Below are 12,571 nucleotides of genomic sequence, written 5' to 3' on the forward strand. Positions count from 1 at the left end.
GCGCCGGACCCGCAGCGCCCGCGCGGGTGGGCCCGCGGCGCAGGAGGGGGCGCGGGAGGGGACCGCCCCGGGGGGGACACTGGGGCGGTGGACCCCCGCTGGCAGCACCTGCTCGACGCCGGTGTCCGCAGTGACCGCGTCCGGCACGTGGAGGAGCTGCCCGCCCGGGCCGGGGAACGCTCGCCCTGGCCCGCCTGGGCCGACCCGGAGGTCGTGGCCGCCCTGCAGCGCGGCACCGGCGGCCTGCCCTGGCGCCACCAGGTGGAGGCTGCCGAGGCGGTCTGGGCCGGGCGCTCCACGGTGCTGTCCGCGGGCACGGCCTCGGGCAAGTCCCTCGCCTTCCAGCTGCCGGTGCTGACCTCGCTGCGCGCGACGGCCGCGGCCGCGCCCAACGGCAAGGGCGCGACCGCGCTCTACCTCTCCCCCACGAAGGCGCTGGCCGCCGACCAGGACGCCCGGCTGCGGGCGCTGGGCCTGCACGACCGCGCGGGGCCGGTGACCAGCACCTACGACGGCGACACCCCGCCGGAGGTCCGCCGCTGGATCCGCGACCACGCGGGTCTGGTGCTCACCAACGTCGACATGCTGCACCGCTCGGTGCTGCCCGGGCACGAGCGCTGGGCGAGCTTCCTGCGCCGGCTGCGCTTCGTGGTCGTCGACGAGCTGCACACCTACCGCGGGGTGTTCGGGGGCCACGCGGCCGCCGTGCTGCGCCGGCTGCGCCGGATCGCGGCCCGCTACGGGTCCGACCCCGTGTTCGTGCTGGCCTCGGCCACGGTCGCGGAGCCGGCCACGACCGCCCGCCGGCTCACCGGCGTGGACGTGCACGTCGTCGCCGGGGACACCTCCGCCCGCCCGCCGGTGTCGGTGGCGCTGTGGGAACCGCCCCTGCGGCCGGCGCCGCCCGCCGCCGAGGGGGCCGCGCCGGCGCACCCGCCCGCCACGCCCGAGCGCCGGACCGCCACCGCCGAGACCGCCGACCTGCTCGCGGACCTGGTGGCCGAGGGGGTCCGGACCCTGGCCTTCGTCCGCAGCCGGGCCGGGGCGGAGTCCGTGGCCGCCGGCGCCCGCCGCCGGCTGGAGGAGGTCGACCCCGCCCTCGCCGGCCGGGTCGCGGCCTACCGCGGCGGCTACCTGCCCGAGGACCGGCGGGCGCTGGAGGAGGGTCTGCGCAGCGGTCGCGTCGTGGGCATGGCCACCACCAACGCCCTCGAGCTCGGCGTCGACGTGGCCGGGCTGGACGCCGTCCTCGTCGCGGGCTGGCCCGGGACGAGGGCCTCGTTCTGGCAGCAGATCGGGCGGGCGGGACGACGGGGGGAACCCGCGCTGGGGGTGCTGGTCTCCCGCGACGACCCGCTGGACACCTACCTGGCCCACCACCCGGAGGCCGTCTTCGGCGCCGGGGTGGAGGCGACGGTCCTGGACCCGGACAACGCCTACGTCCTCGCCCCGCACCTGGCCGCGGCCGCGCAGGAGCTGCCGCTGACCGAGGCCGACCTCGACCTGTTCTCCCCCGCCGCCCGCGACGTCGTCGACCTGCTGGTGCGGCGGGGCCTGCTGCGTCGCCGGGCGGCCGGCTGGTACTGGACCCGGCGCGACCGGGCCTGCGACCTGACCGACCTGCGCGGGGCCGGGGGCAGCGTCCGCGTCGTGGAGGAGGGCACCGGCCGCGTCCTGGGGACCGTCGAGGCGGGCTCGGCGGACTCCCAGGTCCACGACGGCGCCGTCCACGTGCACCAGGGCCGGACCTACGTCGTCGACCACCTCGACCTCGAGGACCAGCTGGCCGTCGTCCACCCCGAACCCGACCCCGGCTACACCACCCACGCCCGCTCCTCCTCCGACGTGCGGGTCCTCAGCACCGGCTCCACCCGCCGGGCCGGGCCCGTCACGCTGTCCTCGGGGGTCGTGGAGGTGACCAGCCAGGTCACGGGGTTCCTGCGCCGACGCGTCGGCACCGGGGCGGTGATCGGGGAACGGTCCCTGGACCTGCCCCGGCGGCGGCTGCGGACCCGGGCGGTCTGGTGGACCCTGGACGCCGACGTCGCCGAAGGGGTGCTGGGCGACGGGACGCGGCTGCCGGGCGCCCTGCACGCCGCCGAGCACGCCTCGATCGGGTTGCTGCCGCTGCTGGCCACCTGCGACCGCTGGGACCTGGGGGGACTCTCGACGGCCCTGCACGAGGACACCGGCCACCCGACCGTCTTCGTCCACGACGCCGTCCCCGGCGGGGCGGGGTTCGCCGACCGCGGGCACGCCCGGGTCGCGGAGTGGCTCACCGCGACCCGCGACGCCGTCGCGGCCTGCCGCTGCCCCGACGGCTGCCCCGCCTGCGTGCAGTCGCCCAAGTGCGGCAACGGCAACGAGCCCCTGGACAAGGCCGGCGCCCTCGCGGTACTCGACGTGCTGGTGCTCGCCCTGGCGCCGGGGACGGGCTCCGGCGCAGGCCCCGGGACGGGCCCCGCCCCGGTGCCCGCGCCGTCCCCTCACGGGGACGCCGTCCCGGGCGGCGCCCCGCTCGCCTGACCCGCCCGGGCCCGCGCCCGGGCCGGCCCCAGCCGGCCGGCCAGACCCGGTGCCCGCACCGTCGCCGCCACCAGCACCGACCCGTCCCCGGCCACCGCGCACCCCGCGTCGTCCGCCCCGTGCGCGGTCAGCACCCGCCGGGCCCGCTCGCACGGGTCGCCCACCGCCCGCCCCACGACGACGTCGGCCGCCGCGAGCGCCGCGAGGTCGGCGGCGGTCTCGGCGCGGTGCCGGGCCAGCACCGCACCGCCCAGCGCCGACACCAGGAGGACCACCGGCACCAGCCCGGCGCAGGTGCCCAGCACCAGGACGCCGCCGCTGCCGGTGTCCCGCCGCGGCCGGGCCGCGGCGCTCACCCCTCCACCGCCGCGACGGCGCGGGCCCCCGTGCGCACCGACCCGCCCAGCGGACCGGCCAGCCGCTGCACGGCGGCCACCTCGACGACCACCACCCCGGCCGCCCGGGTCACCGTCACCGCCGCGCCGTCCGGCGCCACCGCGGCGCCGGCGGCGCGGACGACGTCGGGCGCCTCCCCGCGGGCGGCCGCCCGGGCCCCGGCACGGGCCGCGTCCGCGCACTGCACCTGGCTGAGCACGACGCGGGCGGTGCCGAGGGCGAGGGCCAGCAGCAGGAGCACCGCGGGCAGCGCGAGCGCGAACTCGGCGGTGACCGAACCGCGGTCGTCGCGGGTGCGCCTCACCCCAGGCTCAGCGCCTGGCGGACGATGCCCAGCAGCATCCCCCGCACCTCGTCGCTGCGCAGGACCGCGATGAGCAGGGCGGCGAAGCCGCACGCCGCCAGCGTGGCCATCGCGTACTCCGCGGTGGCCATCCCCGCGTCGCCCGGCGGTTCCCGCTCCGCTCCCCCGCCGCCCCGTCCCCACCGCTCGTCCCGTCCCCACCGCTCCTCCCGCTCCCCGCCCGGCCCTCCGCCCGGCTCCTCCTGCGGTTGCGCGCGCGGCTCCTCCTGCGGCTCCCCGTGCGGCTCCTGCTGCGGTTCCCCGCGCGATCCCCCGTGCAACTCGACCTCCCGGGTCTCGGTGTCCCTGCGGGCCGGGATCCCCCGGCCCGCAACGACTCTCGCCGGTCCGCGCCGGGAACCGGTCCGGCCGTCCACCGGTCGTGGACGGGACCCGACCCACCCCGGGGTGTGCAGACCGCGGCGTCACGACCCCGCTCCGAGCACCTCCCCGGCCAGGGTGAGCACGACGGGAACCACCCCCAGCAGCAGGAACGCGGGCAGGGTGCACAACCCCAGGGGCAGCACCAGCAGCGCCGACAGGCGGGCGGCGGCGGCCTCGGCCTCCCACCGCCGCGCGGCGCGGGCCGAGGCGGCCGCCGAAGCCAGCAGCGACGCGGCCGGGGCGCCCGTCCGCGTCGAGAGCAGCAGCGCCTCGGCGAGCTCGTCCCAGCGCTCGCTCTCCCCCGTCAGGTCCCGCCAGGCCTCCTCGGGGGAGGACCCCCACGACAACTGGACGGCGACCCGGCGCAGGGCCGTCTCCTCCGCCCCGGTCCCCGCCAGCGCGTCCACGGCGGCCTCCAGCGCCCGCCCCGGGGGCAGCCCCGCCTCGACCGCGGCCGCCACCAGGTCCAGGACGAGGGGGACGTCGACCGGGGGTTCGCGCCGCAGGGAGCCCCGCCGCTGGGTGAGCCGGTTCCGCACCCGTCCCCACCGCGGCGGGGGCGGACCGGCACCGGGGCGCGGAGCTGTCCCGCCGCCGGCGACCAGCACCGCCGCCGCCAGCACCACCGCGACCAGCACCGCCCCGGCGACACCGGTCACGACGAGGCGCTCTCGGCGGCCCGGACCAGGCGCGCGCTCCACAGGCCGCCCGCCACGAGCAGCAGGACCCCCAGGGCACCCGCCAGCCGGCCCGGCCCGGACGACAGCGCCTCCCACGGCGGCGCGCCGAGCGCCGCCCCCAGGGCCAGGCCCAGCAGCGGCAGCGCGGAGACCGTGCGCGAACTCACCCGGGCACCGGCCAGGGCGGTGCGCACCGCGGCCCGGGCCGCGGCGTCGGCGCGCAGGCCCTCGGCGGCGGCCTCCAGCGCCTCCGCCGCCGGGGCGCCCGTGGCGGTCACCAGCCGCCACACCGCCCGCACCGCGACCGGGGCTCCCGGCCCCGGTCCCTCCGGGGTGCCCCCGGCGTGCGGCCACACCACCGCCGGCGCGACCCCGGCCCGCAGCAGCGCCGCCGCCCGCTCGGCGAGCCGGGCCCCGGCCAGCGCCTCGTCCCGCCGGCGGCCCCGCCGCGGGCGCGAGCGGCGCGGGGACCGGGCGGGCGGCGGCAGCGGCGGGCGCGGACCGGGAGCGACCAGCGCGGCGGCCGCGAGCAGTCCGGCGACGACCAGCCCGCTCACCCGGCCACCCCCGCGGGCAGGTCGAGCAGCGCGCTCAGCCGGTCCCAGCCCGCCGGGCGCGGCGCGGGTCCCCGCCCACCCGGCGGCTCGCCCCCGGCCGCCAGGGCCGGGACCACCACGGCCCGGCCGGCCTCCGCGACGACGACCGCCACCTCGACCAGCCCGCGCCGCCCGCCCCGGCGCGCGACGTGCAGGACGACGTCGATGCCGGCGAGGACCTGGGCGTCGACCGCGCCGGGGGTCAGCCCGGCCGTCGAGGCCAGCGCGTGCAGCCGGGCCGGGACGTCGGCGGCGGTGTTGGCGTGGACCGTCCCCGCCCCGCCGGCGTGCCCGGTGTTCAGCGCGGCCAGCAGGTCGCGGACCTCCGCGCCCCGGCACTCCCCGACCACGAGGCGGTCCGGGCGCATCCGCAGCGCCTGCCGGACCAGGACGTCGAGGCCGACGGCGCCGCGGCCCTCGACGTTGCCGTGGCGGGCTTCGAGGCGGACGACGTGGGGGTGGTCCGGGCGCAGCTCCCCGGAGTCCTCCACCAGCACGATCCGCTCACCGGGGGCGACGAGGCCGAGCAGCGCCTGCAGCAGGGTCGTCTTCCCGCTGCCCGTGCCCCCGCTGACGAGGAAGGAGCACCGGCGCTCGACCAGGGCCCGCAGCACCGGTTCCCACCCCCCGGGCACCGCGCCGTGGCGCAGCAGGTCGGGGAGGCCGAAGCGGCGCACGGCCGGGACCCGCAGGCTCAGGTGGGTGCCGTCGGGGGCCAGCGGCGGCAGCAGGGCGTGCAGCCGGGTGCCGTCGGGCAGGCGGGCGTCGACGAAGGGGCTCGCCTCGTCCAGGCGCCGGCCCGCGCCGGCGGCTAGCCGCACGGCCAGGGCACGGACCTCGGCCTCCCCGTCCAGGGTGGTCGCCGCCCGGCGCAGCCCGGCGCCGTCGTCGACCCAGACGGTGCCGCCGCCGTTGACCAGCACGTCGGTGACGCCGTCGGTCTCCAGGAGCGGCTGCAACCGCCCCGCGCCGTGGACCGCGGCCCCCACCCCGTCCAGCAGCCGGAGCAGGTCGGCGGCGGCGAGGACCACGCCCTCCGCCCGGGCCGCCGCGGCCACCGCGGGCGGGTCGGGGGCGGAGGCGTTGCGGGCCAAGCGGTCGCGCACGCGCTCGACGGTGCGGGCGAACTCCTCCTCGGTGAGCCTCACGCCGTCGGGGCCCAGTCCCGGGCGCAGGCCAGCGCGAAGGCCCGCAGCCCGCTGCGCCGGCCGCCGGGGACGCCCTCGCCCCGTTCGAGCCCGGCGTCGAGGTCGCGGTCCGGGCGGACCACCCCGGCCAGCGGCGCGCCCGCCGCGTCGGCGACGTCCTCGGCGTCGGCCCCCGCGCCGACCTCGCGCACGACCAGGCGGACCGGCGCGGTCGACACCGCCCGCAGCTCGTCGACGACGACGCAGGCCGCCGCCGCGGCCCGGGTCGTCCCGGGCACGACGACGAGGACCTCGGCGCACGCCTCCAGCACCGGGCCCAGGTCGCGCAGACCCGCCCGGGGCAGGTCCAGGACGGTCGCCGGGAACACCCGGCGGGAGGCCTCGACCACGGCCCGCAGCTGCTCCGGGGCCGGGCCGGGGCCCCCGCGCCGGTCGGTGGCGAGGACCTGCAGACCGGCTCCGAGGCGCACGCTGGTGCGCAGCACGTCGGGGCCGATCCGCCCGTCGAGGCCGGCGAGGTCGCCCCAGCGCAGCCCGGGCAGGGCGTCGGCGCCCAGGAGCAGGTCCAGCCCGCCGGAGCGGGGGTCGGCGTCGACGAGGAGGCAGCCGCCGGTGGTGTCGGCCAGCGCCCGGGACAACCCGGCGGCCAGGACGCTGGCCCCGCCCCCGCCGGTCCCGCCGACGACCGCGAGCACCGTCCCCGACCCCCCGGGGCCGGTGGCCACGTCGGAGAGCAGCTCCAGCAGCCAGTCCTCCGCCTCCGGCAGCAGCACGGCGTGGTCGGCGCCCAGCCCCGCGGCCGTCCGCCACCAGGCGGGCCCGGCCGGGGCGGTGCCGACGACCACGACGGGCACCCCGGGCCGGCGCAGCGCGGCCACCTCCGCCGGGTCCGCGTCGGCTCCCACGAGCAGGGCCCCGGCGGTCTCCCCGGCCGGCGCACAGCCGCGGCCCAGGCCGCACCCGGCCGCGGCCGCCAACCTGACGACCGCGGCGGCGAGCTCGTCGTCGCCGGTGAGGAGGACGCCGGTGCGGGGGGCCGGGACGGCGGGGGTGGACGGGCGGGCGGGGCGCCCGGGGGGTCGGCTGCGGGGTCCGGGGACGGGCACGGCTGCTCCTCACGGTGGTCGGGGGACCACCGTGCGGGCGCGGGCGGGCGGGGCCGGCGCGCAGAGCGGTGCGGTGTGGAGGGGCGGGGCCCGCGCGGCCCTGTGGAGACCGCGGCGGCCGCACGGCGGTGTGCGACCGGAGGAGGAGTGGAGACGGCCCCCGCTGGGGGGGAGCGGGGGCCGTCGACGGTCCGGCTCGGGGGGGATGAGCCGGGCCGCGTGTAGCCCACAGGGCGTACTGCTGCATCCTCACCCCTGCCGGGGGCCCTTGGCAATTCCATCCGGGGAGTTGCGCGAAGATTTCGTGCCCGAGCCGGTCGCGGAGGGCCCCGGTCCTCACCGGACCTGCACAGGAACGACTCCCGAAACTCCCCGGGAGGGTCAGAACCCCCCGGAGGCCGCCACCCGGCGCAGGAAGTCGGCGGCCAGCGGGGCCGCGACCGCCCCTCCGCTCACCCCGTCCGCGACGAACACCGCGAAGGCCAGCCCGCCCTGGAAACCGGTGGTCCAGGCGTGCGTGGCCGGGGGCACCGCCGTGCCGTGCTCGGCCGTGCCGGTCTTGGCGTGCACCGGCTCGCCCGGCACCCCCGCGAGCACGGTGGCCGTCCCCGCCGTCACGACGTCGCGCATGAGGTCGGCCAGGGTCCCCAGCAGCGCCGGGTCCGCGGCGCTCGCCGGGGCGGAGGGGGCGGCGGGAGCCGGGTCCAGGACGACGGCGGGGACCCTCAGCTCGCGCGCGGCGACGGAGGCCGCGGCCACCGCCACCGCCAGCGGGCTGACCAGGGTGCGTCCCTGCCCGAAGCTCGCGGCGGCCAGGTCGACCGCGGACTCCGCGACGGGCACGGACCCCTCGAAGGCGTCGACTCCGGCCGCCCACGGGGCCCCGATCCCGAGCTGGGCGGCGGCGGTCGGCAGCGAGTCGTCGCCCAGGCGCGTGCTCAGGCTCGCGAACGCCGTGTTGCAGGAGCGGGCGAAGTCGGTGCGGAAGGGGACGTCCCCGAACGCCTCGTCCTCGAAGTTCGAGAAGGTGCGGCCCTCCACGGTGTACGTGGGGGCGCAGGGCACGTTCTCCTCGACGTCCAGCCCGTCGCCGAGCAGCGCCAGGGTGGTCACCACCTTGAACGTCGACCCGGGCGGGAAGCGCCCGGTCAGGGCCCGGTCCCCGCCGTCGACGGGGAAGTTCGACACCGCCACCACGTCCCCGGTCGCGACGTCGACGGCGACGAGGGCCGCGTCGGCCGGGCTGGCCGCGAGCGCGTCGTCGGAGGCCCGCTGCACGTGCTCGACCAGGCTCGTCCGCACGGGCCGTCCCGGGAGGGGGTCGACGCGGAACAGCTCCGCCGAGGTCGCGTCGCCGCCGCCCTCGGCGCGCACCACGATCCCGGCCCGTCCGGCGAGGCGTTCGTCGTGGACCGCCTGCACCCCCGACAGCCCCGCGAGGTCCCCCGCGGCGTAGCGGCCCCCGGCGGCCTCGATGGTCTCCGCGGTGGCCGGGCCCACGCTCCCCAGCAGGGCGCGGGCGAAACCGCGGGTGGGGGCCAGGGGCAGCGTCGACTCCGCGAACACCGCACCGGGCACGGGTCGCAGGACGTCGCGCTGGGCGTCGTAGTCGCTGCGGCGCAACGTGATGACGTCCACGAAGGCGTCGGGCGCGGCCTGCTGGACCCGGGTCGTCAGGGCGGCCGCGTCGACGCCGAGGGCCGCGGCGAGGGCGCCGGCCGTCGCCGCCGGGTCGGTCGTCCGCGAGGGTTGCACCCCCACCCGGACGACGGGGGTCGCGGTCACGACGGGGGAACCGTCGCGGCCGAGGACGTCGGCGCGCGGGGGCAGTTCGCGCTCCACGGCGAACGTCGCCCCCGACGCCAGCCGCGGGTGGACGAGGGCGGGTTCCCAGACCGGCCGCCACGTCGCCTCGTCGCCCTCCCCGGAGCGGGCGAGGCGCAGGGTCGTGGGGTAGGCGAAGACGCTCCCCCCGGGGGCGCCGTGGCCGGCGGCGAGGTCGAAGGACACGTCCAGCGTCGCGGTCGCGGTCCCCTCCTCCGCGGTCGCGGTGTCCACCGCGGCGAGGGTCACCCTCGGCGGCGGGTCGGAGAGGGGGCCGGTGAGGCGGGCGTACTCGGCGCCGAGGTCCGCGGGGAGCGTCCCGCCCGGGGCGGCGACGGCGTCGAGCTGCCCGAAGCTCCCCTGCGACCAGGCCTGCGCCACCGACCGGGCGGCGTCCTCGACGCCCGCCGCCGGGTCCCGGCGCGAGCGCGACCACCACAGCGCCCCACCGCCGGCGAGGACCGCGGCGGCGGCGGAGCCGGCGACGACGGCGCGCCGCCGGGGGCGGCGGCGCAGGTCAGCGGCCGGGGCGGCGGCCGGCGCGGCCGGGGGCGGGGTGGAGGACGGGCGGGGCTCGTCGGCGTTCTCGGTCATCGTCTTCGATGCTCGCACGACGCTCGCGCGGTGCGCACGGGACGCTCCTGCTAACCTGCTGGGCGTTGGAGGTGTCGCCTAGTCCGGTCTATGGCGCCCGCCTGCTAAGCGGGTTGGGGGCTACAACCCCCTCGCGGGTTCAAATCCCGCCACCTCCGCCGGGTCGAAGGCCCCGGTCGCGTCGAGCGACCGGGGCCTTCGCCGTCTCCGGCGCCCGCTCCGCCGCCGCCAGCACCCGCGGGGAGCGCGCAGATCCCCTGCGCGGCAACCGATTGGTGACGGAGGCCGAAGCCCGCTACAGTAGTCCCAGACGGCGCGCCCCGGTGCGCCGCCGGCGCCCGTAGCTCAACGGATAGAGCATCTGACTACGGATCAGAAGGTTAGGGGTTCGAATCCCTTCGGGCGCACACCGCAACACCGCAGGGCCCCTCCGGGGGCCCTTTTCGCTGTCCGGGCCCTGCCCGGCGTCTCGTCCGGACCCTGCCCGGCGTCGGCGTCCCCCGCCGGGGCTTCGCACCACCCCTTCGCGCCCCGGGTGCGCTCCGGCCCGCCGCGGGGACGCCGCCCCTCCGCGCCCCCTCGCCCCTCGGCGCGCCCGCAGACGGGACCCACCCGGCTGGGAGCTGCGCCCGCCCGCGAGCGCCCCTCGCGGGACGGAGGGCGGATCGGCCACGGCCGAGGACCGGCCACCGCACCGCGGCCCGACCCGGTCCGGGTTCCCCCTCCCGTCCCCGGGAGTTCGGTCACCGGTTCCACCGCTCCGCCGTCCCCGGTTCCCGGTTCCCGCCGACCCGTCCATTCCCCCGTCCGGGCCGACCGCCACCCGTCCGGGTCAGCCGCCACCCGTCCGGGCCGACCGCCACCCGTCCGGGTCGACCACCCGACGTCGCGAAGAACCCCCGGAGGAACCCGCCACGACCGCACCCCGGTGACCGCGGGCGCCCGCGGCGCACCCGGTCCCGTGCGAGGGGAACCCGCGAGAACTCCCGAGAACCTCCCCCGAGGACCCGCGAGAACCCTCCGGGATCGGCTCCTCCCGGGCCGTTCGCCGCGGCTGCGGCCATCTCCAGACGCTTACCGCAACAACACCGACGGACAACGTCGAGAACGCTCCGGGAGAAGTCCTGAACTCCTCCGGTAATCCTCCTTCGATGCGCGAGTTACCACGGAACTGTGGTTTCATTGCGTCAGCATTGATCAACCACTTCCCCGGGAGCCCAGCATGGCAAGTCACGACGTTGCACTGAAGGTGGCCACCGAACTGCCCGTCGGTGCCGTCGACCTCGAGATCCCCGTCAAGCGGAACGGTCGCAAGATCGGCACCTTCACGGTGAACGCGAACGGTGTCTCGTGGAACCCGGCGACCGCGAAGGCCGCCACCAACGTGACGTGGGAGGACCTCCCCGCCGCGCTGGCCAGCACCACGGCTCCCGCCGCCGCCCCGGCGAAGAAGACCTCCGCCCCGGCGCAGAAGACCGCGAGCTCCGCCCCGGCGCAGAAGGCCACCACCCCGGCGCAGAAGACCGCGAGCCCCGCCCCGGCGCAGAAGGCCACCACCCCGGCCAAGAAGACCACCGCGAAGAAGGCGGCCGGCAAGAAGGCCGCCCCGGCTCCGGTCGAGGAAACCCCCGCGCCCGCCGCGGAGGCCCCCGCCGCGGAGGCCCCCGCCGTCGAGACGCCCGCCGCGACCCCGGCGAAGAAGGCCACCGCCAAGAAGGCCGCGAAGAAGTCCACCCCCGCCTCCACGGCCGCCGTCGACGCCCGCGCCGTGCGCGAGTGGGCCGCCGCCAACGGGATCGCCGTCGCACCGCGCGGCCCGATCTCCACGACGATCATCGACCAGTTCCGCGCCGCTCAGTGAACTGACGCACTCCTGGACGCGACAGGGGCGGGATCCTCCGGGATCCCGCCCCTGTCGTGCGTCCGGCCCCGGTTCAGCGGAACCGCGGGGGCAGGGCCCGGCGGGCCAGCCGCCGGACCCCCGTCCGTCCGCGGCGGGGCGCGTCCGCGGCCTCCACCTCGCCGAACAACTGCTCGCAGATGCGGACGTACACCTGGTCCGGCATGGGCAGCCGGTCCACGTCGCTGAGGGCCCGGTCCTGGTTGGCGGATTCCATGACGAGCTCGCCGTAGCCCAGCAACCGCCCGAACAGGGACCGGTTGTAGCTCATGTCGGTGACCTTCGACAGCGGCATCATCGCCACCCGCCGCTTCACGACCCCGTAGGCCAGCAGCAGCCGCTGGTCGGTCGCGACGAACCACTCCCCGCGCCACTGCAGGTACTTCCAGTAGGCCCGGAGCATCAGCACGAACCAGGCGAGGAACAGCAGGTCCGGCAGGTGCGGGACGTGGGCCACCCGCTCGACGAGCCACAGCACGCCCACGAGGGCGACCGCGCAGGTCAGCAGCGGTTCCGCGAGCACGACGACGTGCCGCCGCAAGCAGACGAGCCGCTTCTCCGTCCCCAGGAGGTAGCGGTGCACCGAACGCGGCGGGCGCTCCCACAGCGGGTCGGGCTCGGGAGGCAGGTCCGGCGGGGGGAGCAGGTCGTCGTCGACCCCGCCCTCGCCCGTCCCGTCGTCGTCGGGGTCCCCGGGCAGCTCCGGGTCGGCCCCGGCCTCGAGGACCTCCCAGGTGCCGTCCTGGCCCGTCTTGCGCAGCCGGGCGCCGGACAGCATGACGAGCTCCCGGGCCTCGTCCCGGGGCTCGGGGTTCTGGCCCCGCCCGGAGCGGCTCAGCGCAGCAGCCCGTCGAAGAAGTTCGCGATGCTCGCGACGACCCTTCCCAGCGATTCACCGACGGTGCGGACGAAGTCCGCCGCCTGGTCCGGCGCGCGGTAGATCGCGTAGACGGCGAAGACCACCAGCACCCACCACAGAACTCGACGCCACTTCACCGGGTCGGCCCCTTCCTGCGTTCTGCGAACGCCTGTTCCCCATCACGGACCGTGAACACGAATGCGCTGATCGGGGGT

Annotated in this window: 12 protein-coding genes and 2 tRNA genes; 4 read left to right on the forward strand and 10 right to left on the reverse strand. The window is 78.6% G+C overall.

Annotated features, from left to right (window positions below; genetic code table 11):
• The first annotated feature begins 87 nt into the window (after positions 1-87).
• The gene (locus tag KRAD_RS08720) at positions 88-2,526 is read left to right on the forward strand and encodes a DEAD/DEAH box helicase (RefSeq protein WP_012085196.1); all 2,439 of its coding nucleotides are present in this window, start codon (positions 88-90) and stop codon (positions 2,524-2,526) included.
• Here KRAD_RS08720 and KRAD_RS08725 read toward each other — a convergent pair.
• The 8 genes from KRAD_RS08725 to KRAD_RS08760 all read right to left on the reverse strand — a co-directional run bounded on the left by KRAD_RS08725 (position 2,487) and on the right by KRAD_RS08760 (position 9,597).
• On the reverse strand, positions 2,487-2,882 hold the full coding sequence (locus KRAD_RS08725; protein WP_012085197.1) for an Rv3654c family TadE-like protein: 396 nt from the start codon (positions 2,880-2,882) through the stop codon (positions 2,487-2,489). The genes KRAD_RS08720 and KRAD_RS08725 overlap by 40 nt on opposite strands.
• Positions 2,879-3,226, reverse strand: coding sequence for a TadE family type IV pilus minor pilin (locus KRAD_RS08730; RefSeq protein WP_041291985.1), 348 nt, complete (start codon positions 3,224-3,226; stop codon positions 2,879-2,881). The genes KRAD_RS08725 and KRAD_RS08730 overlap by 4 nt, the downstream gene beginning before the upstream one ends.
• Positions 3,223-3,546: a DUF4244 domain-containing protein gene (locus tag KRAD_RS26555; RefSeq protein WP_203417531.1), complete on the reverse strand. Its 324-nt coding sequence runs from the start codon at positions 3,544-3,546 to the stop codon at positions 3,223-3,225. Before KRAD_RS26555 ends, KRAD_RS08730 begins: the two co-directional genes overlap by 4 nt.
• Positions 3,547-3,690: 144 nt before the next feature.
• Positions 3,691-4,308 carry a type II secretion system F family protein gene (locus KRAD_RS25930; RefSeq protein WP_049821128.1) on the reverse strand — a complete coding sequence of 206 codons (618 nt, stop codon included), beginning with the start codon at positions 4,306-4,308 and terminating at the stop codon, positions 3,691-3,693.
• Complete coding sequence (locus KRAD_RS25935; RefSeq protein WP_012085200.1) at positions 4,305-4,886, reverse strand: hypothetical protein; 582 nt, start codon at positions 4,884-4,886, stop codon at positions 4,305-4,307. The genes KRAD_RS25930 and KRAD_RS25935 overlap by 4 nt, the downstream gene beginning before the upstream one ends.
• On the reverse strand, positions 4,883-6,073 hold the full coding sequence (locus KRAD_RS08750) for a TadA family conjugal transfer-associated ATPase (protein ID WP_012085201.1): 1,191 nt from the start codon (positions 6,071-6,073) through the stop codon (positions 4,883-4,885). Before KRAD_RS08750 ends, KRAD_RS25935 begins: the two co-directional genes overlap by 4 nt.
• The gene (gene ssd, locus KRAD_RS08755) at positions 6,070-7,179 is read right to left on the reverse strand and encodes a septum site-determining protein Ssd (RefSeq protein WP_012085202.1); all 1,110 of its coding nucleotides are present in this window, start codon (positions 7,177-7,179) and stop codon (positions 6,070-6,072) included. The genes KRAD_RS08750 and ssd overlap by 4 nt, the downstream gene beginning before the upstream one ends.
• Positions 7,180-7,560: 381 nt before the next feature.
• Positions 7,561-9,597: a penicillin-binding transpeptidase domain-containing protein gene (locus KRAD_RS08760; protein ID WP_012085203.1), complete on the reverse strand. Its 2,037-nt coding sequence runs from the start codon at positions 9,595-9,597 to the stop codon at positions 7,561-7,563.
• A gap of 67 nt (positions 9,598-9,664) precedes the next feature.
• On the opposite strand from KRAD_RS08760, the gene KRAD_RS08765 reads away from it, so the two are divergent.
• From KRAD_RS08765 to KRAD_RS24130, 3 genes are all read left to right on the forward strand, one after another.
• Positions 9,665-9,755, forward strand: a tRNA-Ser gene (locus tag KRAD_RS08765).
• Between the two features lie 176 nt (positions 9,756-9,931).
• Positions 9,932-10,004: transfer RNA gene (locus tag KRAD_RS08770), tRNA-Arg, on the forward strand.
• 815 nt (positions 10,005-10,819) lie between these two features.
• Positions 10,820-11,458 carry an Lsr2 family DNA-binding protein gene (locus KRAD_RS24130; RefSeq protein WP_012085204.1) on the forward strand — a complete coding sequence of 213 codons (639 nt, stop codon included), beginning with the start codon at positions 10,820-10,822 and terminating at the stop codon, positions 11,456-11,458.
• A gap of 73 nt (positions 11,459-11,531) precedes the next feature.
• Here KRAD_RS24130 and KRAD_RS24135 read toward each other — a convergent pair whose 3' ends face one another.
• Together KRAD_RS24135 and KRAD_RS25940 are read right to left on the reverse strand one after the other, a co-directional pair.
• Positions 11,532-12,275, reverse strand: a complete 744-nt coding sequence (locus tag KRAD_RS24135; protein ID WP_012085205.1) for a PH domain-containing protein — start codon at positions 12,273-12,275, stop codon at positions 11,532-11,534.
• A 56-nt stretch (positions 12,276-12,331) separates the two neighbouring features.
• The gene (locus KRAD_RS25940; protein ID WP_012085206.1) at positions 12,332-12,493 is read right to left on the reverse strand and encodes a hypothetical protein; all 162 of its coding nucleotides are present in this window, start codon (positions 12,491-12,493) and stop codon (positions 12,332-12,334) included.
• Between the last annotated feature and the right edge of the window lie 78 nt (positions 12,494-12,571).

This window comes from Kineococcus radiotolerans SRS30216 = ATCC BAA-149, from assembly GCF_000017305.1.
GTDB lineage: Bacteria > Actinomycetota > Actinomycetes > Actinomycetales > Kineococcaceae > Kineococcus > Kineococcus radiotolerans.

Excerpts from the sequence above, each read along its gene's own strand:
- KRAD_RS08760 (WP_012085203.1), bottom strand. The coding sequence starts at position 9,597 with ATGACCGAGAACGCCGACGAGCCCCGCCCGTCCTCCACCCCGCCCCCG.
- KRAD_RS24130 (WP_012085204.1), top strand. The coding sequence starts at position 10,820 with ATGGCAAGTCACGACGTTGCACTGAAGGTGGCCACCGAACTGCCCGTC.
- KRAD_RS24135 (WP_012085205.1), bottom strand. The coding sequence starts at position 12,275 with ATGCTGTCCGGCGCCCGGCTGCGCAAGACGGGCCAGGACGGCACCTGG.